The sequence below is a fragment of the Paraglaciecola algarum genome (assembly GCF_021532655.1).
GTDB classification, from domain to species: Bacteria; Pseudomonadota; Gammaproteobacteria; order Enterobacterales; family Alteromonadaceae; genus Paraglaciecola; species Paraglaciecola algarum.
The window spans coordinates 73,301-96,819 of the sequence record NZ_JAKGAS010000012.1 but is presented as its reverse complement, the minus strand read 5'-3'; the positions used below and the strand labels follow the sequence as shown (position 1 = coordinate 96,819).

At 38.6% G+C, this 23,519-nt stretch carries 21 protein-coding genes; 18 read left to right on the top strand and 3 right to left on the bottom strand.

Annotation, left to right across the window (positions count from 1 at the left end):
• Window positions 1–206 precede the first annotated feature (206 nt).
• The 16 genes from L0668_RS17665 to L0668_RS17590 all read left to right on the top strand — a co-directional run bounded on the left by L0668_RS17665 (window position 207) and on the right by L0668_RS17590 (window position 17,040).
• Window positions 207–1,832 (top strand): anthranilate synthase component 1, encoded by a 1,626-nt coding sequence (locus tag L0668_RS17665; protein ID WP_235314054.1) that lies wholly within the window; start codon window positions 207–209, stop codon window positions 1,830–1,832.
• Window positions 1,832–2,473, top strand: a complete 642-nt coding sequence (locus tag L0668_RS17660; RefSeq protein WP_235314053.1) for an aminodeoxychorismate/anthranilate synthase component II — start codon at window positions 1,832–1,834, stop codon at window positions 2,471–2,473. The genes L0668_RS17665 and L0668_RS17660 overlap by 1 nt, the downstream gene beginning before the upstream one ends.
• Before the next feature lie 18 nt (window positions 2,474–2,491).
• Window positions 2,492–3,508: an anthranilate phosphoribosyltransferase gene (gene trpD / locus L0668_RS17655; RefSeq protein WP_235314052.1), complete on the top strand. Its 1,017-nt coding sequence runs from the start codon at window positions 2,492–2,494 to the stop codon at window positions 3,506–3,508.
• A 27-nt stretch (window positions 3,509–3,535) separates the two neighbouring features.
• Window positions 3,536–4,921 (top strand): bifunctional indole-3-glycerol-phosphate synthase TrpC/phosphoribosylanthranilate isomerase TrpF, encoded by a 1,386-nt coding sequence (gene trpCF / locus L0668_RS17650; RefSeq protein ID WP_235314051.1) that lies wholly within the window; start codon window positions 3,536–3,538, stop codon window positions 4,919–4,921.
• 119 nt (window positions 4,922–5,040) lie between these two features.
• Window positions 5,041–6,243: a tryptophan synthase subunit beta gene (gene trpB / locus L0668_RS17645; protein WP_235314050.1), complete on the top strand. Its 1,203-nt coding sequence runs from the start codon at window positions 5,041–5,043 to the stop codon at window positions 6,241–6,243.
• On the top strand, window positions 6,236–7,063 hold the full coding sequence (gene trpA / locus L0668_RS17640; protein ID WP_235314049.1) for a tryptophan synthase subunit alpha: 828 nt from the start codon (window positions 6,236–6,238) through the stop codon (window positions 7,061–7,063). Before trpB ends, trpA begins: the two co-directional genes overlap by 8 nt.
• Window positions 7,064–7,067: 4 nt before the next feature.
• Window positions 7,068–8,255 carry a DUF6786 family protein gene (locus L0668_RS17635; protein WP_235314048.1) on the top strand — a complete coding sequence of 396 codons (1,188 nt, stop codon included), beginning with the start codon at window positions 7,068–7,070 and terminating at the stop codon, window positions 8,253–8,255.
• Window positions 8,256–8,291: 36 nt separating this feature from the next.
• A complete protein-coding gene (locus L0668_RS17630) occupies window positions 8,292–8,591 on the top strand; it encodes a YciI family protein (protein WP_235314047.1) in 300 nt (99 codons plus the stop codon).
• A gap of 20 nt (window positions 8,592–8,611) precedes the next feature.
• On the top strand, window positions 8,612–9,019 hold the full coding sequence (gene arfB, locus L0668_RS17625) for an alternative ribosome rescue aminoacyl-tRNA hydrolase ArfB (RefSeq protein WP_235314046.1): 408 nt from the start codon (window positions 8,612–8,614) through the stop codon (window positions 9,017–9,019).
• Between the two features lie 287 nt (window positions 9,020–9,306).
• Entirely contained in the window at window positions 9,307–10,254 is a 948-nt protein-coding gene (locus tag L0668_RS17620) for a collagen-binding domain-containing protein (RefSeq protein WP_235314045.1), read from the top strand.
• An 86-nt stretch (window positions 10,255–10,340) separates the two neighbouring features.
• Entirely contained in the window at window positions 10,341–13,157 is a 2,817-nt protein-coding gene (gene prsT / locus L0668_RS17615; RefSeq protein ID WP_235314044.1) for an XrtA/PEP-CTERM system TPR-repeat protein PrsT, read from the top strand.
• A 123-nt stretch (window positions 13,158–13,280) separates the two neighbouring features.
• The gene (locus tag L0668_RS17610; RefSeq protein ID WP_235314043.1) at window positions 13,281–13,862 is read left to right on the top strand and encodes a glycine zipper 2TM domain-containing protein; all 582 of its coding nucleotides are present in this window, start codon (window positions 13,281–13,283) and stop codon (window positions 13,860–13,862) included.
• Between the two features lie 109 nt (window positions 13,863–13,971).
• Window positions 13,972–14,247 carry a PepSY domain-containing protein gene (locus tag L0668_RS17605; RefSeq protein WP_235314042.1) on the top strand — a complete coding sequence of 92 codons (276 nt, stop codon included), beginning with the start codon at window positions 13,972–13,974 and terminating at the stop codon, window positions 14,245–14,247.
• Window positions 14,248–14,249: 2 nt separating this feature from the next.
• Window positions 14,250–14,924 carry a response regulator transcription factor gene (locus L0668_RS17600; RefSeq protein ID WP_235314041.1) on the top strand — a complete coding sequence of 225 codons (675 nt, stop codon included), beginning with the start codon at window positions 14,250–14,252 and terminating at the stop codon, window positions 14,922–14,924.
• Complete coding sequence (locus tag L0668_RS17595) at window positions 14,925–16,238, top strand: ATP-binding protein (protein WP_235314040.1); 1,314 nt, start codon at window positions 14,925–14,927, stop codon at window positions 16,236–16,238.
• A gap of 148 nt (window positions 16,239–16,386) precedes the next feature.
• Window positions 16,387–17,040: a LiaF domain-containing protein gene (locus L0668_RS17590; protein WP_235314039.1), complete on the top strand. Its 654-nt coding sequence runs from the start codon at window positions 16,387–16,389 to the stop codon at window positions 17,038–17,040.
• Between the two features lie 552 nt (window positions 17,041–17,592).
• On the opposite strand, the gene L0668_RS17585 is transcribed toward L0668_RS17590, so the two are convergent.
• On the bottom strand, window positions 17,593–18,162 hold the full coding sequence (locus L0668_RS17585; protein WP_235314038.1) for a hypothetical protein: 570 nt from the start codon (window positions 18,160–18,162) through the stop codon (window positions 17,593–17,595).
• A 129-nt stretch (window positions 18,163–18,291) separates the two neighbouring features.
• Window positions 18,292–19,359, bottom strand: coding sequence for an AI-2E family transporter (locus L0668_RS17580; RefSeq protein WP_235314037.1), 1,068 nt, complete (start codon window positions 19,357–19,359; stop codon window positions 18,292–18,294).
• 92 nt (window positions 19,360–19,451) lie between these two features.
• Between L0668_RS17580 and folX the strand changes: the two genes are divergently transcribed.
• Both folX and L0668_RS17570 read left to right on the top strand, forming a co-directional pair.
• Window positions 19,452–19,814 carry a dihydroneopterin triphosphate 2'-epimerase gene (folX, locus tag L0668_RS17575; RefSeq protein ID WP_235314036.1) on the top strand — a complete coding sequence of 121 codons (363 nt, stop codon included), beginning with the start codon at window positions 19,452–19,454 and terminating at the stop codon, window positions 19,812–19,814.
• Between the two features lie 65 nt (window positions 19,815–19,879).
• Window positions 19,880–20,773 (top strand): TIGR01777 family oxidoreductase, encoded by an 894-nt coding sequence (locus tag L0668_RS17570; protein WP_235314069.1) that lies wholly within the window; start codon window positions 19,880–19,882, stop codon window positions 20,771–20,773.
• Window positions 20,774–20,984: 211 nt separating this feature from the next.
• Here L0668_RS17570 and L0668_RS17565 read toward each other — a convergent pair whose 3' ends face one another.
• A complete protein-coding gene (locus L0668_RS17565; protein ID WP_235314035.1) occupies window positions 20,985–23,516 on the bottom strand; it encodes an ABC transporter permease in 2,532 nt (843 codons plus the stop codon).
• Between the last annotated feature and the right edge of the window lie 3 nt (window positions 23,517–23,519).

Below are 23,519 nucleotides of genomic sequence, written 5' to 3'. Positions count from 1 at the left end.
AGCAACAACATGAAAAATACTCAAACACACATTACTTGGTGGTGGCACAACCTGAACTAACGGGCTGTGAGTGTTTGTATTTTTTACAAATAAATTTTAAAAAAGCCCGTATAATGCGGGCTTTTTTACGTATAGCCAAAAATAAACTAGACCCGCAAAGATACTCAGATTAACAAAATAAATAGCACAAAATTACGAGAATAAAAATGAGTTTAGCCCAGTTAACAAAAGAAGTAGGCAAGGTAGAAAGCTTAATCGTTTCGGCAGAGTATATAGCCGATCCTTTGCATGCATATCAATATCTTTGTCAACAAAGTACCAATAATTTACTACTTGAATCAGCCGAAATAGACAGTAAAGACAACCTAAAAAGTCTGTTACTAGTTGATGCAGCTGTCAAATTAGAATGTCATGGACATCAGGTGACCTGCCGCGCTTTAACAGATAATGGCCGCGCGGTATTACCCATATTTATTGAACACTGCCCAACTGGGGTTAATCATGTGTTTGAGCAAGACAAAGGTTTAATCACACTGACTTTTCCTGAGGCCGACCCAGCGCTTGATGAGGACAGTCGATTAAAAGCTCCCGCAGTGTTTGATGCACTTAGGTTAATTACCCAAAAAATTACCACCATACGTCAGCATCCTAATGCAGTATTTTTGGGCGGCGCATTAGCCTATGACTTATTGGCTAGCTTTGAAAAATTACCAGACGTAGCAAACAGTGAAAATTCATGTCCTGACTTTGTATTTTATTTGGCCGAGTCATTAGTGGTGATTGACCATCAAACTCAGCAAACAGATATTATTGGTAGTGTGTTTAGTGGCGAACATGTAAGAGAAAATTATTTTGTTGTGAGTCAACGCTTAGAACAAATTAAGCACAAACTCAGCACAATCAAAGCCTTACCTGTTGAAGAAAAACAAGCTATCGATGTGAGTCAGCTAGTTAGCAACAAGTCAGATGAAGAGTTTAAGCAAGACGTGTTAGGTCTAAAGGAACATATTTTAGCCGGTGATATTTTCCAAGTGGTTCCTTCTCGTACGTTTAGTTTGCCTTGTTCTCACCCTCGTGATGCATATCGTACGTTAAAACAACAAAACCCAAGTCCTTACATGTTTTTCATTCAAGATGATAACTTTTGTATGTTTGGCGCCTCACCAGAGTCAGCATTAAAATACACCAAAGAAACTAACCAAGTTGAAATTTACCCTATTGCTGGCACTCGACCAAGAGGTAAGCGTGCCGATGGCAGTATCGACTTAGATTTAGATAGTCGCTTGGAGTTAAACCTACAAGAAGACAAAAAAGAGCGAGCCGAACATATTATGTTAGTGGATTTGGCGCGTAACGATGTTGCCAAAGTTTCTAAACCTGGTACACGGTATGTCACCGACTTACTTAAAGTCGACAGATACTCACATGTGATGCATTTAGTCTCGCGGGTAGTTGGACAACTACGTGAGGATTTAGATGCTTTAAATGCCTATCAAGCCTGTATGAATATGGGCACATTAGTCGGTGCTCCTAAAGTCAGTGCTGCCACCCTCATTCGTGAAGTTGAAAAACAGCGCCGAGGCAGCTACGGCGGCGCGGTAGGTTACATAAATAATAATGGTGATATGGACACCTGTATTGTTATCCGCTCTGCCTTTGTGAAAAACAACACTGCGTATATCCAAGCTGGAGCAGGTGTGGTGTTCGATTCAGATCCACAATCCGAAGCGGACGAAACTCGCGGTAAAGCACAAGCGGTAATTAACGCAGTGATTTCTAGTTCAGTGACTAGCTCACAGCTAAGTGAAAACACTGATTCGGAGGCAAAGTAATGAGTTCACAAAACAACAGCAATATCTGTGTATTTTTATTAGATAACTTTGACTCATTTACTTATAACCTAGTAGACGAATTACGTAGTTTAGGTTTAGAGCTGATTATTTATCGTAACTCGGTACCCGCTGAGTTAATCCTAGAAAAAATGCAAGAGCAGGCGAAAAAACCACATAAACAGGTAATGTTAATGCTGTCACCTGGTCCAGGTAATCCCTCTCAAGCGGGCTCCATGTTGCCGCTTTTAGCATTAGTTAAAGGTCGTTTTCCAGTATTAGGGATTTGTTTAGGTCATCAGGCCATAGTAGAGTCTTATGGCGGAAATATAGTGCGCTCAAATGAAGTTATGCATGGCAAATCATCACTAATTGAACATAGTGCTGATAAGATGTTTGCCAATATGCCACAGCCTTTACCCGTTGCTCGTTATCATTCATTAATGGCGGCCAATATACCCGCCGAATTAAGTTTACTGGCAAAGTTTGAAGACATACCTATGGCAGTCGCTCATTTAAAAGACATGATGTTAGGTTTTCAATTTCATCCAGAGTCGATTTTAACCTCTCAAGGCAGTCAGTTATTAATGCAGAGCATTGAGTATTTAACCCGCACTCAACCCCTAAACCAGCCCCAAAATTAAAAAAAGAAGGCAGAAATTATGATCCATGACATTCTAGAACAGCTATATCAGGGCAAAAACCTTCGACAAGCTGAAGTAACAGAAGTCTTTTCTCAGGTGGTTACCGGACAAGTTGATGACATTGTTTTATCTTCTTTACTAACAGCCTTAAAAATCAAAGGTGAATGCCCAGCAGAAATAGCCGGTGCTGCTACAGCTTTAATTAAAAATGCTGGTTCGTTCTCGCGTCCAGATTATGAATTTGCAGATATTGTTGGTACAGGTGGTGATGGCCATAACACTATTAATATCTCTTCTGCTTCTGCCATAGTAGCTGCTAGTTGCGGGTTAAAAGTAGCCAAACATGGTAATCGTAGCGTATCGAGTAAATCAGGATCTGCAGATTTATTTAAAGCCTTTGGTCTTGAACTGACTATGTCAGCTGAGACCGCCCGTGAATGTTTAGACCAATCTAATCTATGTTTTTTGTTTGCGCCAAATTACCACTCAGGCATACGCCATGCCATGCCTGTACGTACCACATTAAAAACCCGCACTTTATTTAATTTACTTGGCCCACTGGTTAACCCAGCACGTCCAAGTCACATAATTATTGGCGTATACGCTCCTAAATTGTTAATGCCTTTTGCTAAAACATTGCAATTGTTAGGGTATCAAAAAGCCTTAGTAGTGCACGGTAGCGGATTAGATGAATTTGCTTTACATGGTGATACACAAGTAGTGGAAGTGGCTGGTGACAAACTATCCGAATTTTCCTTATGCCCAGCCGATTTTGGATTGGACACCTATGCTCTAGATGCCATTAAAGGCGGCGAGCCGGAACAAAATAAAACCTTGATTGAAAACGTATTGATGGGCAAAGGTCAACCAGCCCATCAAGCCGCAGTAGCCATGAATACAGGGGCGTTACTAAAATTATGTGGTAAAGCCGATTCTTATCAACAAGGGGCAAAAATGGCAATTGAAGCCATGCAACAGCAGTTGCCTATAACCACAATTAACTTGTCGGCTGAAATTAGCCAGCAAGCACAATAAATTAAAATATAGGGATCAGTGAATTAGATGGCCAACGTATTAGAAAAAATTGTGCTAGATAAACGTCAAGAAATCGCCCAGCGTAAAATTGACTTACCATTAGACAGCTTCGTCAATCAATTAACTCAATCTGATAGAAGTTTTTATGATGCACTGGCTCAACCCAATGCAGGTTTCATTTTAGAGTGTAAAAAAGCCTCGCCATCAAAAGGTTTGATCCGCGAAGACTTTAATCTAGATGAAATTATTCAAGCTTATCAACCATATGCAGCCTGCATTTCTGTACTAACTGACGAGAAGTACTTTCAAGGTAAGTTTGAATATCTAGAATACGTGCGTAAAAACGTTACACAACCTGTCATTAATAAAGATTTTTTTGTAGAAGCTTACCAGGTACACCTAGCTCGTTATCATAATGCAGATGCCATTCTATTAATGTTATCTGTGCTGAATGATGCTGAATATATTGAACTGGCAAAACTTGCCGAGCAATATCAGTTAGACGTATTAACCGAAGTCAGTAATGAAGAAGAAGTACACAGAGCCGTTGCATTAAAGGCTAATATTATTGGCATTAATAATCGCAATTTACGTGACTTAAGTACTGATCTAGCCACAACAGAACGCTTAGTTCCTCTAATCAAACAACTCGCCACTCATGATCACGTAATCATTTCTGAGTCAGGTATTTATACTCATCAAGATGTGCGACGACTGGCTCCACTTGTGCAAGGCTTTTTGGTGGGTAGTTCATTAATGGCCGAACAAGACATTAGCTTAGCGGCTAAAAAATTAGTTTATGGCCAAGTAAAAATTTGTGGCACAACCAACCTCACTGGCGCTAAATTAGTGAAAGACAGCCACGCCAGTTATGCTGGACTTATTTTTGCTGAAAAATCCAAGCGATTTGTGACCTTAGAACAAGCCAAACAAATTACCTATGCAGTACCTTTTAATTACGTGGGGGTATTTGTTGATGCGCCTATTGAGCAGGTTATCCAATACTCTAAAGAGTTAGGATTAGTCGCAGTTCAATTGCATGGTCAAGAAGATCAAAAATATATTGATCAGCTGGGTGTGGAGCTAAACCAAGATTGCCAAATTTGGTTAGCTAAAGGGGTAACGTCTGAGTTGCCCACTTTAGATGAAAAACAAATCGATTACTTTTTATTAGACTGCCAAGTGGGCAGCGAATCTGGCGGCACAGGTCAAAGCTTTAGTTGGCAATTGTTAGACCAATTGTCTGATAAATCTAAACTGGTTTTAGCAGGCGGTATAACTCCAAGTAACGTAAAACAAGCGGCTCAACAAGGTTGTGCCATGTTAGATCTAAATTCAGGTGTAGAATCTGCTCCAGGGATTAAAGATCAACAAAAAATAAATCAATCTTTTGAGCTACTTAGACAGTATTAACAGTAGTGATGAGCAAAGGTCGCGAATTGAGAGTGACGAGCTTCGAAAAGAAAAAACTTAAAACAGCATAGCTCTCGTAGCTCAAAGCTAAAAATATAGATTTTTAAAGTGAGAAAATAATGAATCATTTAGACAGTAAATTTGGCGATTATGGCGGCATGTATGTCCCAGAATTACTTATTCCGGCACTAGACCAACTGGAACAAGCCTTTATCGATGCGCAAAAAGATCCTGAATTCCAAGCAGAGTTTATGGATTTATTAAAAAATTACGCTGGTCGACCAACAGCCATGACCTTAACGCGTAATTTAGTCAATAACCCCAAAGTAAAACTTTACTTAAAACGCGAAGATTTATTACACGGTGGTGCCCATAAAACCAATCAGGTTTTAGGCCAAGCGCTATTAACTAAACGTATGGGGAAAACTGAGGTCATTGCCGAAACAGGCGCCGGCCAACATGGTGTAGCAACTGCGCTAGCCTGCGCATTGATGGGCTTAAAAGCACGTATTTACATGGGCGCCAAAGATGTTGAACGTCAAGCACCAAACGTATTTAGAATGCGCTTAATGGGCGCTGAAGTGATCCCTGTGAATGCAGGTTCTGGTACGTTAAAAGATGCAGTAAATGAAGCAATGCGTGATTGGTCAGCGAGTTACGACAAGGCTCACTATTTATTGGGCACAGCAGCTGGTCCTCACCCTTTCCCTACTATTGTTCGTGAATTTCACCGCATGATAGGTGAAGAAACTCGTGCTCAGATATTAGAAAAAGAAGGTCGTTTACCAGATGCAGTGGTGGCCTGTGTTGGTGGTGGTTCAAATGCGATTGGTATGTTTGCTGATTTTATTGACGAACCTAGCGTGAAATTAGTGGGTGTAGAGCCAGCTGGTAAAGGTGTGCACACCAAAGATCATGGCGCGGCTATCGGTAAAGGTACTACCGGTATTTTACACGGTGCTTATAGTTACATTATGCAAGATGGCGATGGCCAAATTGAAGAGTCTTACTCTGTATCAGCTGGCTTAGATTACCCAGCAGTTGGTCCGCAACATGCTCACTTGTCAGATATTGGTCGTGCTGAATATGTATCAGTAACAGACGAAGAAGCGTTAAATGCTTTCCAGATTTTATCTCGCAAAGAAGGGATCATCCCTGCCCTAGAGTCTTCTCATGCTTTAGCTCATGGCTTAAATATGGCTGATGAAGCCGAAGATGGTAGCATTATTGTTGTGAATCTATCCGGCCGCGGAGACAAAGACTTAGCCCATGTGCATAGCATATTGGGAGATACTTTTATGGGAGGAGCCAACAATGACTAATTCTCAGTTAAATACTGATCGTTATGCAAATATGTTTGCACAACTGAATGCTAAAAATGAAGGCGCTTTTGTGCCATTTGTCATGGTAGGTGACCCAGATGTAGATACTTCAGTCAACATTATTAACGCACTAATTGAAGGTGGGGCAGACGCATTAGAACTAGGTTTTCCTTATTCAGATCCTATTGCTGATGGACCCACTATTCAAAAAGCAGCCATTAGAGCTTTAAGCCATAAAATCAAAACTACACAGTGTTTTGAAGTGATTAAAAAAGTACGTGAAAGTAACCCTGACATTCCGATTGGGTTGTTGTTATACAGTAACTTAGTGCTAAAACGGGGAATTGAGAAGTTCTACACGGACGCAGCTGAAGCAGGTGTTGATTCGATTTTGATTGCCGACGTGCCGCTTAGAGAAGCCGATCGTTTTATTGCCATTGCGGAACAAACGGGTATTAAACAAATTTTAATTGCTCCGCCTAATGCCAGTGATGAAACTTTGGCTGAAATAGGCAAGAAATCTCAAGGTTATACCTACCTGTTAGGTCGTGCAGGGGTAACAGGCGCAGAAACAGCGGTAACCATACCTGCCAGTGAATTAGTTGAAAAACTGGTTCAGTATAAAGTGGCTCCACCTTTATTAGGTTTTGGGATTTCTACCCCGCAACAAGTATCTGATGCGATAAAATCAGGTGCCGCCGGTGCAATATCAGGCTCTGCAACGGTCAATATTGTGGCTGAAAACTTAACTAATCCAGCACAGATGTATGAAACACTCCGCAATTTTGTCAGTGACATGAAACACGCAACCAAAAAGTAACGTTATGATTAAACATGGATTTTTAATCAAACTGTTAGCTTTATTTTTGTCCCTTAGCTGTATATCAGCTAAGGGCTTTGCGGCTGGAACCTTTGCTGAAGAGCTTAATTTCATTCGTCAATTTGATTCTCCCATAGTACTGAAATCACAAGATCAACAAAGCCAAATTGTACTATCAGCTCAACATCAAGGTAGAGTACTTACTAGCACAGCAAGAGGCCCTAAAGGTCACAGTAATGCTTGGTTGGACAGAGTTGCGATTAAAAACAAACAGGGTAATGTAGGCGGTGAAGATAGAACTTGGATCGCACCTATAGGCTCCAGGTTTTCCTTGTATTATCCGCCGGGTAAAACAATCACCAACGAAAACTGGCGTGTACCGCCAGCACTTCAAACCCGTGATTACACAGTAATATCACACAATGAAACCTCAGCCCACTTTCAACAAAAATTAAATTTGGTTAATCACCAAAACACCCACTTTTCAGCGCAATTAGATAGAAAAATAAGATTACTAGACTCGAGACAAATTTCTCAATCACTCAATATAACAATACCTAAAACCGTTGATTTAGTAGGCTATAACTCATTCAATAGCCTGACTAATATTGGTAAAGACTGGAATACCGAAACTGGGCTCATTACTATTTGGTCAATGGCCATGTTGCAAGGTTCAAATGACAGCATATCTATATTTCCTATTAAACCAGAACAAGGTACTGTCCAAAGTTATTTGTATCCTTTGAATAGTGACAGACTAGTAAGCAAAGAGCACTTAGTGTTTTACAAAACAGATGGTAAATATCGCAGTAAAATTGGTATTCCTGCCGATATTAGTAAAAACTTAATGCTCTGTTATACACCGACGTTAAACCGTCTAACTGTCATTCAGTTTACCTTAGATCCAGCAGCAACATATCCAAACTCAATGGAGAGTGCTGACACTAGTTTGTTTAAAGGTGACGTAACTAACGCCTATAATCACGGCAATATGGACGGCAGTCTACTGGGCCAGTCAGCATTTTTTGAATTAGAAAGTGCAGCACCTATGTTAGCGTTAAAAACCAATGAGTCAGTCACACATACTCACCAAGTTATGCATTTTGTTGGCACCAATATACAGCTGGATTCAATTTCACAACAACTAATAGGTATTAATGTAAGTGACAGTAATGCCATTTTCAGAAAATAATATATTTTAAATTTACTCAAAAATAGGAATTCAACTATGTGGTACGTAATTTATAGTGAAGATGTAGAAAACAGTTTACCTATGCGTAAACAAGCTAGACCAGCGCACCTTGAGCGTTTACAGACTTTAGCCGATCAAGGTCGGGTTCTTGCTGCCGGACCCTGTCCTGCAATCGACAACGAAGATCCTGGTGAAGCTGGTTTTACCGGGTCATTGGTCATTTTAGATTTTGATAGTCTTGAACAAGCTAAAGCATGGGCAGATGCGGACCCATATGTTACAGCTGGGGTTTATAAAAGTGTTACTGTTAAACCTTATAAAAAAGTGTTTCCATAATAGTTAACGATTATAAATAAATGTACATTCCAAATATTGAAAATTTAATGCCCGCTATTGAGTTAACCGCTATGCGGGCTCAAGGCGCTGGCGGGCAAAATGTTAATAAAGTATCCAGTGCGATCCATTTGCGTTTTAATATTCGTGCGTCTGCAATACCAGAGTACGTCAAACAAAAATTGTTATCTGGCTCAGATAAACGAGTGACACAAGACGGTACTCTAATTATCAAAGCCCAAAGTCATCGTACTCAAGAAATGAATAAACAAGATGCACTGGATAGACTGCAAATTATTCTAAGTGAAGCAGGCAAATTACAAAAGGCCAGACGAGCCACCAAACCAACTAAAAGCTCACAAAAAAAGCGAGTGGATAGCAAAGTAAAATCAGGTAAAACCAAAGCCTTACGTAAGAAAGTTGATTATTAACTAAAGCATATGTTCAATCTCAATATAGACCTGTATAGCGCACCGTTATTAGAAATAATACCTATTGAACGGCAAAGATAATCAAGACTTCTAGTGCTTAAACTAAAAATATTCGAGAATAACCATTCATTTTTTATAAAAAGTGTCATGTATTTTTACAGTACCAATCTAAAAGTCACAAAAAAAACCATAAAAACATTAAATATCAAATACATACATATTCGGACTAATTTTTGCTTAAGGTAGTTAAAATCATATGAAAACGTTTTACATTAATGGAATTAGGAATGAAAAATAAATTTTTATTATCTGTCGTTGTTTCCTTAAGTCTGCTAACGCCACAAGTATTTGCAACAACATCTTCGGTCAATACAGCAGCTCATGTAGGCACATACAATTTAATTTTGCAGGGTGACCTAACCACTAACAGTGACATACAAGGTCAAGCCTTCATTAATGGCAACGTTAATATGCTAGGGCAAGTTTTAGAAGTCGGTGCACATTTACCTAGCAGCCCAAGCGTGGATGCGGTCACTGTAGTTGGAAATATAAACGCGAGTACAGTAAGAGTATTCAATAACAATAATATCGTGTACGGAGATGAATCAAATATAGGTAGTACAACATTTGAAGGTGGCACTACTAATGTGCGTGATACTGATATATTAAAAACAGAGTTTAATGCAATATGGTCACAAGCAGTGGCTGATAGCAAGACATTTAAAGAGCTAACTCCTACCAGTGTTTTTGATACTGCAGATAACAACATTTTAAAGTTTAAAAATGACAACTCTCTTGATTTAAATGTATTTACCATAACAACTGATAGTCTAAGTTCTAATGGTACTTTTGATTTCCTATCAACCCCTACTGTACCTGTCATAATTAATGTTAGTGGCGAAGGTGTTATCAATTTAACATCAAAACCTTCTGGCTCTTTTGCTAATTTTGCTAATGCATCTAACGTTTTATGGAATTTTTATGAAGCAAGTACTATCAATTTCAACTCGGGCTCATGGTATGGCTCTGTTTTAGCACCAGGAGCAGATATTACTTTGGCGGGGGGAAATATTGACGGAGGCATTGCGGCCAAATCGTTAGACGCTCAAAGTGAACTTCATAACGCACTTTTCACCTACACTCCTCCCCCATCAAACGACGTTCCAGCACCAGCAGGGCTTTTGTTTATGGGCTTAGGCTTAATCTTCATGGGTTATCGTAGATTCAAAAAATAAGCATATATTGCAGTTAATCTAACTTAACTGTTATGATCTTAAAGACGGATTTATCCGTCTTTTTTATTTTAAAGTAAGGGAAATAAATGCGCGTGTTATTTGCTCACCTATCTGTAAAAAAATTCTTTTTAATTGCAGGAGTCACATTTAACCTTTACTTTTCAACATATACTTTTGCCAATAGTCAAATTCATTACGAAAAAGCCTTGTCAGCCTTTAATCAAGAGAAATTTGACGAGTCAATGATCCACCTCAAAAATGCACTACAAGCTGCTCCTGAAAATCTTCCGTCAAAAATATTGATGGGTAAATTACTTGCTCAACTAGGGCATTTTGTTACAGCAAAAGTCGAGTTTGATGAAGTTATTAGGCAAGGAGCTGATATCAGTTCTTTTGCCAATCACTGGGCAGCGACATTATTGAAAAACAAAGAATATGAGCAAATCATTAATTACACTCAATTTAATAATTTTTCTACACAACAAAAAATAGATTGGCAAAGACTCAGAGCGTCAGCTTGTTTACAAACCCAAAATTATCAGTGTGCAAAACAAAGTTTTACCACAATAGGCTCATTGTCAGGTAACCAAGCAGAACAACTTAATGGCTTAGCCCAAATAGAATTAATCCTTAAAAACTACACCAAAGCAGAACTTTTACTAGCCCAAGCTTTAGAGTTGACTCCCGACAACTCTACCACTTGGCAGCTCAAAGGTTTAACAGCCAGAAGCCAAAACAAGCTTGAAGCGGCTTTATCATATCTACAAAAAGCTTTTGAATTAGCACCAGACGAACCTCTGATTTTACGACATTTAGCTGATGTTTATTTAGCTTCAAACAAAAACGAAGACGCTAAAAAAACAGTACAAAACATACTAATTGCCTCCCCGGATGATCCTTTTGCAATATTAGTGAATAGTTGGCTACATCAAAACACAGAATTAGAAACTGATGCCGAAGCTAAATTTAAAGAAATGGCGGCTAAAATTAATAACCTTTCAGATGAATATGTTAATCAGGAGCAATCTTTATTGTTCTTACGCGCTCTAGTCGCCTTCAGAGAACAAAATTTTGTAAATGCAGTGCGCGATTTCACTAATTTAAGAAAGTTAGATGATGATGACTTATCCCCCTCAATTCTGTTGGCAAAAAGCTATATTGCCTTAGGCAAAGAGAGAGATGCCGTTGAAATATTAGAAAGTAAAGAACAAGAACTACAAACATTACCAAATGTGATGGCAATGTTAGGTGACTTATACATAAATAGTGGCAAAAATTTTAAAGCTCTATCTCTATTACAAAACCTAAAATCTCAATATCCTAATGATTTACAAATACAATTATTAGAAGCTAAATTAATGATCGCTAGAGGCAAAACAGCCGAAGGGTTAAAGGCCATTGAGCAACTCACTGTAGACTTTCCAAATAACCAAACCGTGTTATTTGTACATTGTGTATTGAGCCTACAAACTGAACAATATAATAAAGCTAATGACAGCATAACTAAACTATTAGAATTACAACCTAAAGACCCTTTGAAATTAAACATAAAGGGCGCTGTTTTACTTAAATTAAACCAAATTGATCAAGCACAAATATATATACGCCAAGCGTTAACTTATGAGCCAAATTTAATTTCAGCTAAAATTAATTTAGCCAGCACTTACTTTTTGCAAAATAAATATTCGCAAAGCCAAGCCACATTAGACAGTATTTTAAACCAAAACCCTAGATATGCCCCTGCTTTATTGCTTTTAGCAAAAATTCAAACAACTCAGAATAAATTAAACCTAGCTCTAGCTAATTTCAAAAAAGTGTTAGTAGAAGACAGACAAAGTATTGAGGCCTTAGAGGGAGTCACTACTATTTATCTGGCTCAAGGTGAGTTACAAAATGCCTTAACTCAACTAAATAAGTTAACTAAAATCCAAAGAGACCACCCTAAGTATGTAATCCAAAAAGCACAAATTTACATAAGCCTAAAAGACCAAGAAAATAGTAATAATCAAATACGAAACTTAGCTAGGATCGCAAAAGGTAACGCTGCTTTGTTGATTGCTTTGAGCAAATTGCAACTTATGGCAAACGACTTACCAGCGGCTATTAACTCGTTAAGTACAGCGCAAAAAATCCAACCAAATAGTTTACCATTAGCCATACAGTTCACAGAATTATTGTTAAATAACAAACAAACCGACGCCGCAGTGCGACATATAGAACATATTAGTCAAAAATTTCCAGACTTTGCTGATGTCACCTTTTTACAAGGAAGGTTAGCCGAGCAGTTAGGCGATCTAAACAAAGCCAACCAACTCTATGCTAAGACTTTAGAAATTAATGATGAATATGAATTAGCATTGGGAAAAATGTATGCATTAACCACAAACGGTGTTGCAGACACTTTGTTTAAAAACAAAGTAGACAAGATAGTAGAAACCTACCCTAACCGCTATTTCCCAAGAAACTTACTCGCTCAATATTACTATTATAGAGGCAATTTAAGTCAAGCCGCTTTGCATTACGAAATATTGTTAAAGCATAAAGATCTACCAAATCAAGCGGCTATGTTAGTCAGGCTAGCCAACACCTATATCACAAACAATATCGAAAAAAGTATTGCCTATGCAAAACAAGCCTTTGAATTAGATGCTACAAATGTACAAGTGTTAACTACTTATGGCTGGTTATTAACTCAACAAAAACAAGCCAATGAAGGATTACAATTACTGAGAAAAGCAGTCGCTCTTGGACAACAAAACCCTGCTATTCATTATTATATTGCTCAGAGTCTTAGCCAACTTGGATTAAACAAAGAAGCAAAAGCAGAATTAGACACCTTATTTGCCAATAAAGTGATGATTGCCGAACAAGAGCAAGCTAAAGTCTTATATAACAGTCTTTAATTCAGTCTAGGGGTTTAAGCTCAAAATTTAGGGTAAAGGTTCAGTTCAGTTCAGTTAAAATTCAGCCATAGAAGATTAACATCATAGTCACTTACTACTTTTTAGTACCAAGAAGGTGACACAATGAAATATATAATCAGCAGTGCATTAATTTTATTTTTAATTACGCCTTTAGCTCAGGCTAATCACGATCCAGTTTTTTACTATAAAAACTCTTATAACAAAGTCACTCATAACAACGCCTCATTCAACAAAAAACGTAGCCATAAAAACTACTATAAAGCGCGAGTAATTGACGTGACACCTGTGTATGAATATGTGTCTGTTAGACATAACAGAGACAGTTGTGACTACCGTCATCATTCAAACTATCCCATTCATAGAGATCGGAATAATCATGCTGCAGTAATAGGCTCAGTGATAGGCGGTAGTATCGGTAATGCAGCAAGTGATGATCGGCATAAAGTAGCAGGTACGTTAGCTAGTGCAATTATTGGTGGTGTGCTTGCTCACGAAATTGATCGTAAACACAAAAAGTACCACTCAAATCACTATTATTCTCATAACAGTTGTAATGCTAGTCACCTATCAACTATTAAACAAAGAAGATTACGTGGATACCAAGTTACCTATAAAAATAAAGGCCGATATTACAGTACCTTCAGCCAAGATAGACCTAATAAATACATTCGTATTTATAGGTAAATAAGCAGTAATTACCTTAATCATTTAACACAAAGCTGCAAGTGCTTTTAAGTCTTACCATGATTAAGGTAAACTCGTTTAATCAATATTACAGAATTAGAGTAAAACCTTGAAATCACCTAGTTACATTCGGTTTTTAATGACTTGTGTTATCAGCTGTTTAATCATCTCGACAGATGTTACGGCTGATGACCCAAAACCGAGTACTTTAAATAAATCTCAAGCTGCTCAAAAGGCACAGCAAAAGGTGAATGGACGAGTATTAAAGGTGGATCAAAATAAACATAAATATCAGGTCAAACTGTTACAAAAATCAGGACGAGTTGTGTCAGTAAATGTTGATAAAAAATCAGGAAAAGTTAGCCAACAAGGTTCAAAGAATTAATTATGCGAATTTTAATAGTTGAAGACGACAGCCGCTTATTAACTCAACTGGACGCTTTGTTACAGCAAAATGGTTACAGTGTTGATCTAGCTGATGATGGACAAAAAGCCCTGTTTTTATTAGCGGAACACCCCTACGACTTAGCCATTATTGATATAGGTTTACCGATAATCGACGGTTTTGAAGTGATCCAAAAGGCCCGAAAAAATGATATCTCCTGCCCTATTTTAATATTAACCGCAAGGGATCGCTGGCAAGAAAAAGTAGAAGGTTTAGACGCTGGAGCAGACGACTACCTAACTAAACCTTTCCACAACGAAGAATTATTAGCCCGGGTAAAAGCACTCATTCGTCGTGCAGCAGGTAAAGCTCATCCAACTATTGAAAAAGGACCCATTAGCCTAGACACGTTAAGCGAAGAAGTTCGCATTAATGGAGAGTACGTTGAGTTGACTGCATATGAATACAAGGTTCTCGAGTACCTTTTACTCAACCCACAAAAAATTGTCTCGAAAACAGAATTAACTGAACATATATATGATCAGGATTTTGATTTAGACAGTAACGTGATTGAAGTGTTTGTGGGTAGATTACGTAAAAAAATCGATCCAGATGGCAGTATTAACCCTATTGAAACTTTGCGTGGCCGAGGTTATCGAATAAACCGAGTCTTATAAATGCAAAATTTATCATTACGCTTAAGGACTTTCGCTGCTGCTCTATTAACCTTATTTATTTTTATTCCACTCACAGCCTTTACCCTAGAAAAAGCCTTTAATAGCAGCTTAACCCAATCCATGTTGCAACAACTCAGAGTACAAAGTCTCAGTCTAATCTCAGAGTTTGAGTTCGTGAAAGGCAAAGTAGCTATGCCTGAACAATTGTATAATGACCAGTTTAATATTCCGGGATCTGGTCTATATGCCTTTATTCAAAGTGAACAAGGCCTTCTATGGCAATCCTTGTCTACCTTAAACTGGCAAGACATTCCCAACATACCCGGTCCTCAAATTGGAGAAGAAGACTTTAGCTTTCATCAAGAATACTTTCTTTACGCTTACACAGCTGAATTTGAACACCCTAAAGGTTATCAAGCAGTCAGTTTTTACATTCTTCAAGACAAAAACGTATTCGATACCGAAAAACAAAAGTTCGCCAATACCCTTTGGAAGTGGTTAGGCTTAGTAGCCATTTTATTATTGGTATTATTGCTAATTAGTTTAAACGCTGCTTTATTGCCGATAAACAAATTAAACAAACAAATACGTTTAGCAGAAAAAGGCCAGTTAAAACGTGTCGACCAACAATATCCACCTGAATTAGAAAAGTTAAAAACCAGTATTAATCACTTATTAGATTCAGAAGAACAACAACGCAGTCGTTATAAAAACAGCCTAAGTGATCTTGCCCATAGCTTAAAAACTCCATTGGCGGTTTTGTCTAGTAATTCTGCCCTGCCCTCAGACGCTAGGGAGCCTATTCAGCAAATTGACATGCAAATACAAAGACAACTTAAGCGTGCGGTAGCAGGCACTTCAGGTGCATTTGAAAAGGGTGTTGAGATTAAACCTGTAGTCAAAAAGTTATTAAATGCCATGAGCAAAGTCTACGTAGATAAAAAACTAGAATTAAGCTATCAAGAAGATGAACAAAATGGTCAATTTCAAGGAGATATAACTGATCTCATGGAAATCTTGGGGAATGTCATCGATAACGCCTGTAAAGCTGCTTCTAGTAAGGTTCTGGTTTCCACAAAAGTGATGCAAAAAAATGTTCAGGTTACTATTGAAGATGATGGCTCTGGCATACCCGCCGATAAACAACAAAGCTTATTGAAGAGAGGTACTCGCCTAGATAGCTATAAAGAAGGACAAGGTATTGGCATGGCAGTAGTTAGTGACCTACTAGCGGCCTATCAAGGAAAATTAGAAATTACCACAAGTGCGCTCGGTGGTGCAGCCATTACCCTGATATTTAATCTTAATAAATAGTTAAAACCACGAAAATATAGTTAATTTGACAATTCATACATTTAATTTAAAAGCTAACCTATTGAATATAAAGTATATTTTAATTGGCATACTTACTGCTGTTCTATAAATATTATTCAAGTTTATTGCAAAAAGTTAAGGAAAAGTTATGGCTGTTATTCTAGAAGATCGCCCCATCGAAAAAGTACGTGAAGAAGTAATTGATACCCTTATTTATAATTACAGCCACGGCATTATTTCTGATAAAGCATTCGAAAGACGACTCGACCACGCCATGGCAAGTACCAATCATCAAGAAATAGTCGATTTAGCCAAAGACTTAGAAAAACCAAAAGATGAAAAATTTAGCGCTCAAAAAGAACGCCAATTTAACGTCAATTATGCAGCAGCTAATAACAATGAAACAGACACGATTGTTAATATTCTAGGAGGCTCATGCCGCAGTGGTCAATGGACCGTACCTCAAGAAATCAGGATCATTACACTATTCGGTGGAGCCGATATTGATTTTACTGATGCAATTTTTACAACACCTAATGTCACTATAAAGGTACTCTGCCTATTTGGCGGTACCGATATAAAAGTGCCAGAAGACATCAATATTATCTCTAAAGCTTTTTGTATATTGGGTGGCATAGACAATACCGCACCTTCTATCGCATCAAAGCAAGCTCCTACCCTCACAATTGAAGGACTTGTCATGTTTGGCGGTTTAGATATTAAAATAAAACGCACCATCAAAGAAAAGTTTGTGGCTTTCGCCAACCAAATGAAAACTATGTTTAACAACGAACAAAGATAACAACAGCTACTAGACTAGTGACTAGTTTCTAGTGACAACAAAAGCTAAAAACGCTCACTACAAATCACAAAATACATAGCTTCATACAGAAAAGGTGAAAGACAAGAATTAGCTAAGACTTTGCATTTAGGAGTTCTATTCTATCCACAAATTTCAGTGGATCTTAGCTCAAACTATGTCACGTGTTACACAGTCATCCCCTTATGCTGTTAGCAGGGAGCCATCTGTGATAGAACAAAAACAAATCCCAGATCTAATAACAATTACAGTAAATAATTGACCATTCAGAATTCGTCCAGCGTGTTTTGAATAAGGCGTCGGTATACAGAATGGTTGTTCCCTTTTAAATAGCCAGAACCAGCTCTTTTTAAAAAGATAGGCGCAAAAAGTCGCTGGGGCATTCCTTTCAGGCGAGTTTCAAAAGGGGTTACTCTGTGTTGCATGACCTCGAAAGAGAACGAGGTGATTTTTAGTAAAGAGCTACCAATCATGGGCCTTGATTAAACCCTTTTAACCTCTCGCTGAGTGACTGCATATCAAGATGAATTGGTGTTACTCATTTATTCCAAATTTATTCCGAATACGTTTTGCCCAGGTTGGTCTTTGTATTTTGTAGCTATATATCTTTTCTGGAACAGTGATGTTCGGATTAGCTAATACAAGGGCGTCGAAAAAGGCTCGACGATCAAATCCACGATAATTCCCATACATTAGTTGCTTGGTATCGCCGTTTTTTAGGACTATTAAGTTAGAAGAAAAATCTTGCCTTGTATCGGTTATTTGCTTTAATTCAGTAATATCGGAAATATTGACCTGCCAGCTTACATCACTGAAGGTAGGATCAAAATAAGATAATGTGGTCGGCGTAACACAAACCTTAATTTCCTTATTTTCAAACCAAAACCAGATTGCTAGCCCAAATATAAAAGCTTCAACAAACCAAATAGCTATGTCTAAAATATCAAGAAGTTGTGAAAGCGCACTTTTATCGTTCGTTAAATAAGGGAGATATTTATGTGCTGCCAAGTATAGAAAAAATAATATGCCCCCATTTAAAACAAGTGACATCGAAGAAGAACGTTGTTTTTTTGTATAAATAAAGTAATTTGCCAAATTTGTCATCAGTCAGCCTCTACCATTTGTTCATAGTGTTAATCTTGCTCGGTAAAGCCCATCCTCACTACCAGCAAAGTCTTGTTCCGCTTGTCGTTCAACCCTGTCAGTTAGTTTCAATAATTTTGAGTATAGGCCTTATTCACCAGCTGCTATTTCCTGTTCTTTTTTTGCATCAAGTTCATTGTCTTCACCCGCTAACAATTGCGCCACCCAGCGTGTGTCTGGGCTAGATTCTAGGCCAATTTTGACTATCATAGTGAGCGGTACTGACAGCAACATACCTACAGTACCGAGCAACCAGCCCCAGAAAATCAAGGACAAAAATACAACTAGGGTAGACAAGCCTAATCCTCTCCCCATGTACCTAGGTTCAACCACATTACCCATCACCATATTCGATACCACAAAACCTAATGCGGCTAAACCAGCACTTGCCGCCCCCAATTGAACAAAGGCTAACAATACAGCTGGCACCGCTGCGATAATAGAACCGATATTGGGAATATAATTGAGTAAAAATGCTAACACAGCCCAAAGTAAAAAGTGATCAACGCCCAACACATACAACCAAATACCAATCACCAACCCTGTACCTAAACTGACTAAAGTTTTAATCGCCAGATAATTTTTTACCGATACTAAAAACTTATCTATTTGTTGCATCTTCATATTCGGATCGTCCAATGCAATATGGATCTTTTTAGGAATAGATTCTGCTTCAAACAACATGAAGACTACAATCAGCAATATCAGTAAGAAGTTTGTTAACACGCCACCCAGACTAGATAACAAGTTACTAGCCATATTCATAGCAGCCCCCGGATCTAGATAAGATAAAAGTTGCTGTTTATCGATACTAATATTGAAACTATCTAGTTGGCCTATTACCCATGCAAACTCTTGCACCAACTGCTCGCGATACTTTGGCATATTTTGGCTAAATTCATTCATCGACTGGCCAACTAATCCAGCCAACACTAAGCCGAGAGACACAATTAATAAGATAACGATAATAACCGCTACAGCGCGGGGTAATTTATATTGATTAGCCCAAGTAATAATGGGGCTGCAAGCCATGGCAATAAATACTGATAACAAAAAAGGCACCACAATTGCGGTGGCAGCTTTTACTCCAGCCAAAATAACAACAAGTGAGGCCAACACTAAGAGTGCTTTAATCGATGTTTGAGATTTACTTTGCATTATATAATTCTAAATGAATGTCTTGTTAGCAAACTAACAGATCTGTATCGTGTTTTATAGCGTAGAATAAAAAGAAAACATAAGGACAAATAATGACGCTAAATCCAGCCACAATTAGGATTAAAAATCTAAGGTTACGTACGTATATAGGTATTAACGATGATGAAATTGCCAATATGCAAGATGTGATTGTTAACGTTAAAATTGATTATAAAGCCGACCAAGCTACTGATACAGATAAGATGGAGGATGCGCTAAACTATAAAACCATTACCAAGCGTATTATTCAGCTAGTTGAAAACAACCGTTTTTCATTATTAGAAAAACTTACCGCTGATGTACTTGAAATAGCAGCAGAACATCCTTGGGTGATCTATGCCGAAGCAGAAGTAGATAAGCCTCACGCATTACGCTTTGCAGATTCAGTGTCTTTATGTTTATCTTGCAATAAATAATAAAACTTTTGCTGAATTAAAACTATTCACGATTTAAAGCGGACCACGAATTAACAAGGGATATGATGAAAATACTAATGACAGGCGGTACAGGGCTAATAGGCTCAAACCTTATTCCTCTACTTAGGCCATGCGATATATCAGCTTACACCCGAAATGTGGCCATGGCTGAAAAAATATTAGGCCATAAAATCCACTTCATATCGAATTTAGACCAGCTCGAAAATGTTAACGAATATGATGTGGTGATTAATTTAGCTGGCGAGCCCATTGCAGACAAAAAGTGGACACCGGAACAAAAACAACAAATTGAAACCAGTCGCTGGTCCATAACAGAAAAAGTCGTACAACTAATCAAAAACAGTGAATTTCCTCCCGAAGTGTTTATAAGTGGTTCGGCAGTTGGATATTACGGTCGCCAAGATGACACAATAATTGATGAAAGCTTTGACCAAGCTCATGACGAGTTTAGCCATCAATTATGTGAACGATGGGAGTTTTTAGCCAAACAAGCACAGTCAGATAAAACCCGAGTTTGTATTTTGCGAACAGGTATCGTCATCAGTAAAAGAGGCGGGGCGCTATTTAAAATGTTACCCCCATTTAAGTTAGGGATAGGAGGGCCAATTGGTGATGGGCAACAATATATGTCGTGGATACATCTTGAAGACATGTTACAAGGCATAGTGCACTTAATTAAAAATGATACGTGTAGTGGTGTATATAATTTTACCGCACCTAACCCCGTTACAAATGCTGAATTTAGCAAGCAACTTGCCTCGGCCTTACACAGACCATGCTTTTTAAAAATGCCTGAATTCGTGTTACGAAAGCTGATGGGCGAAATGGCGGATTTACTCATTTACGGACAAAGAGTAGTACCAAAAAGATTATTAGAAAGTGGCTATGAGTTTGTTTACCCCGAGCTTTCCCACGTATTCCACTGCGTTAAAAAGTAACGCAGTGGATAGTCACAAGATGCCAGCTACCGAGACCCGAGCTAAAAATAAATTGAACCACCGAGAATGCAGGGATGACGGTACTAGAGGCAGTAATACCAACCGGCATAACTAGCAACTAACAAAGCTCCACTACATTCTAACTACTGCCTATTTCTGCTAATTCCTTCTTTATTCTGCTTCAAGCGGCTTATACTACTTTTACGCTGCCCTAAACCATCTGCCTGAGCAAGTGGCTAGTATTTAACGACAATAATCGCCAGCAACCCAATGCTCCCAAAATCCCGACCACAATCGCCCCAGCAATAGGTGCCACTGCCCAATATTGCCAATGTAAACTAGCTTGCATTTGGAATATTTGAGTTTGCAACATGTATAAGGTCAGCTCATTGGCAAGTGCTGCCATAATGCCTGCCACAACACCAATAATCACAAATTCAAATACCACACTGGCCCGTATCAAATTACCCTTGGCTCCTAAAGTGCGCAAAATAGCTAACTCTTGCTGTCGCTCATCCATACTGGCCTGTACTTGGGCAATCAAAACCAAAGAGCCTGCGGCTAGGACTAAAATCAAAATAAACTCTACCGCCATAGAAACCTGATCAACGATATTACGTAATTGATTTATCCTCGCATCTACGTCAATTAAGGTGACATTCGCAAATGGTTGCATAAGCTGAGTCACATCTGCCTTGCGCTGGGTTGGCAAATTGAAACTTGAAATATAGGTAGGTGTAAAGTTTTGTAATGCTCTAGGTTCAATAACAAAGAAAAAGTTTGGCTGCATAGACTGCCAATGCACATCTCGTATACTGGTCACCTGGGTATGCACAATTTCGCTACCAATATTAAAGGTTAAAGTATCACCCATTTTAATATCAATACGCTCTGCTAAGCCTTGCTCTACTGAAACTTGAAAAGGACTAGGATCTTCTTCAGGTAAGGGGTTATCTCCAAACCACTTGCCATCAATTACCTTACTGCCATTTTGTAACTCATTACTCCACGTTAAATTAGCTTCGCGCCCTAGCCCATTGCGCCCTTGATTCTGTTTCTCAGGATCTTCTTTAGAAACCGCAGTCCGCACTTTTTCATCGTTTATCGCTGCGAAACGACCGCGCACAATAGGATAGAACTTTTTAACTTCCACACCATTTTGCAAAAAGTGCTGCTCAAGCTCAGGTTGTTGAGCTTGACTAATATTTACCATGAAATAATTAGGTGTTCCTTCTGGCAGCTGATCTTGCCATTGCTGAACCATATCGTTACGCATCACAAGTACCACCAGCAGCAACATAATAGTGACCGCAAAACTAATCAGTTGAACACTATTATCCATGGCTCTGCGGTGGATACGCGCCCAAGCTAATTGCCAAGCCCCCATTCTCCCCTGGCCCATTTTTCGGCCGAGCCAAATTAAGCCATAAGTCACAAATAACAAACCTACGACTAAAGCAATACCAGATGAAAATAAAATGGCACTCACTTTAAGGTTTTGACTATAAGCCCACATCAATAAAAATATGGCGCCGCCAGAGGCTAAAAACTGAATTAAGCGAGAGCTCAAGTTTGCGCCTAAATCTCGTCTCAAAACCCTGAGCGGTGAAACAGAAAATAATTTAAGTAATGGATACAAAGAAAACAATACTGCACACACAGTACCGGTAAAAATGGCTATCAATAAAGGTCGCCAATGCCATACATCAATGGAAACATCTACCTTATCTGCTATGGCAGTCACTACTAACTGTTGGATCACAAAGCCCAACACAGCCCCAATAGTAATGCCCAATGCAGTAATAAATAAAATCTGTAAAAGATAAATTTTTTGTACCATGGCTTTAGGTGCGCCTAAAGTTTTCATGATAGCCACAGGATCATAATGTCGCTGACTATACCGTTGCGCAGCCACAGCAATCGACACTGCAGCCAACACTATGGCCAATAAACTGGCTAATAAAAAATACTGTCCTGCCCTTCCTACCGACCGGCCGATTCTCGTATTCTCATCTTCAACCGAATCCCAATCATGAATTTCTCTATCCAGTTGAGGTTTTAGCCAAGTATAATAATCATCTAAATCATCCTTTTCGCCGGTAAAAAAGTAACTATACCCAACCCGACTACCTGGACCTTCAATATTAGTTGCAGCCAAATCTGCTTTAGGGATAAGGACTTTGGGATCGCCGCCAAACACGTTAAATCCGGCATCAGGTACCTCGCTTAACACTTGAGTGACGGTAAACTCTGCATCACCCACTTCAATTTTATCGCCAATAGATACTGATAAAGTTTGAAATAATTGGGATTCGATCCAAGCTTCGCCGGTTGCTGGTAAGGTTTCAGTTATCTCACCAGGGCTAAACGGTTGTTGAGATATTTTTACTTTACCTTTAAGTGGGTAACCACTATCAGCAGCTCGTAAATCTACTAAATCCATTTGCTCGTTAGCAAACACCATAGAGCGTGCATAAACTTGGTGCGCGGTATTTAGCTTCATCTGTTTAGCCTGTTCTATCCACCCCAAATCAACGGGTTTATCAGCATCCAACACGCGATCAGCGGCAATAAATTCAGCACTTTTGTCACTCAAAGCTTGTTGTAATCGCTCACTAAACAAAGATAGAGATAAAACTGAGGCGACCGATAAAATAATTGCCAACAAAATAATGGTCAATTCGCCTCGTTTGGTTTCATGTCGAAACAAACGCCAAGCTAAACTAAAAGTATGATTAGTCATGTC

Bases quoted from the DNA above. Each gene is read 5' to 3' on its own strand.
- L0668_RS17665 (WP_235314054.1), top strand. From the start codon at position 207: ATGAGTTTAGCCCAGTTAACAAAAGAAGTAGGCAAGGTAGAAAGCTTA.
- L0668_RS17570 (WP_235314069.1), top strand. From the start codon at position 19,880: ATGAAAATACTAATGACAGGCGGTACAGGGCTAATAGGCTCAAACCTT.
- L0668_RS17620 (WP_235314045.1), top strand. From the start codon at position 9,307: ATGAAAAATAAATTTTTATTATCTGTCGTTGTTTCCTTAAGTCTGCTA.
- trpCF (WP_235314051.1), top strand. From the start codon at position 3,536: ATGGCCAACGTATTAGAAAAAATTGTGCTAGATAAACGTCAAGAAATC.
- trpD (WP_235314052.1), top strand. From the start codon at position 2,492: ATGATCCATGACATTCTAGAACAGCTATATCAGGGCAAAAACCTTCGA.
- L0668_RS17580 (WP_235314037.1), bottom strand. From the start codon at position 19,359: ATGCAAAGTAAATCTCAAACATCGATTAAAGCACTCTTAGTGTTGGCC.
- trpB (WP_235314050.1), top strand. From the start codon at position 5,041: ATGAATCATTTAGACAGTAAATTTGGCGATTATGGCGGCATGTATGTC.
- trpA (WP_235314049.1), top strand. From the start codon at position 6,236: ATGACTAATTCTCAGTTAAATACTGATCGTTATGCAAATATGTTTGCA.
- arfB (WP_235314046.1), top strand. From the start codon at position 8,612: ATGTACATTCCAAATATTGAAAATTTAATGCCCGCTATTGAGTTAACC.
- L0668_RS17600 (WP_235314041.1), top strand. From the start codon at position 14,250: ATGCGAATTTTAATAGTTGAAGACGACAGCCGCTTATTAACTCAACTG.
- L0668_RS17595 (WP_235314040.1), top strand. From the start codon at position 14,925: ATGCAAAATTTATCATTACGCTTAAGGACTTTCGCTGCTGCTCTATTA.
- L0668_RS17610 (WP_235314043.1), top strand. From the start codon at position 13,281: ATGAAATATATAATCAGCAGTGCATTAATTTTATTTTTAATTACGCCT.
- L0668_RS17660 (WP_235314053.1), top strand. From the start codon at position 1,832: ATGAGTTCACAAAACAACAGCAATATCTGTGTATTTTTATTAGATAAC.
- prsT (WP_235314044.1), top strand. From the start codon at position 10,341: ATGCGCGTGTTATTTGCTCACCTATCTGTAAAAAAATTCTTTTTAATT.
- L0668_RS17585 (WP_235314038.1), bottom strand. From the start codon at position 18,162: ATGACAAATTTGGCAAATTACTTTATTTATACAAAAAAACAACGTTCT.
- L0668_RS17590 (WP_235314039.1), top strand. From the start codon at position 16,387: ATGGCTGTTATTCTAGAAGATCGCCCCATCGAAAAAGTACGTGAAGAA.
- folX (WP_235314036.1), top strand. From the start codon at position 19,452: ATGACGCTAAATCCAGCCACAATTAGGATTAAAAATCTAAGGTTACGT.
- L0668_RS17630 (WP_235314047.1), top strand. From the start codon at position 8,292: ATGTGGTACGTAATTTATAGTGAAGATGTAGAAAACAGTTTACCTATG.
- L0668_RS17565 (WP_235314035.1), bottom strand. From the start codon at position 23,516: ATGACTAATCATACTTTTAGTTTAGCTTGGCGTTTGTTTCGACATGAA.
- L0668_RS17635 (WP_235314048.1), top strand. From the start codon at position 7,068: ATGATTAAACATGGATTTTTAATCAAACTGTTAGCTTTATTTTTGTCC.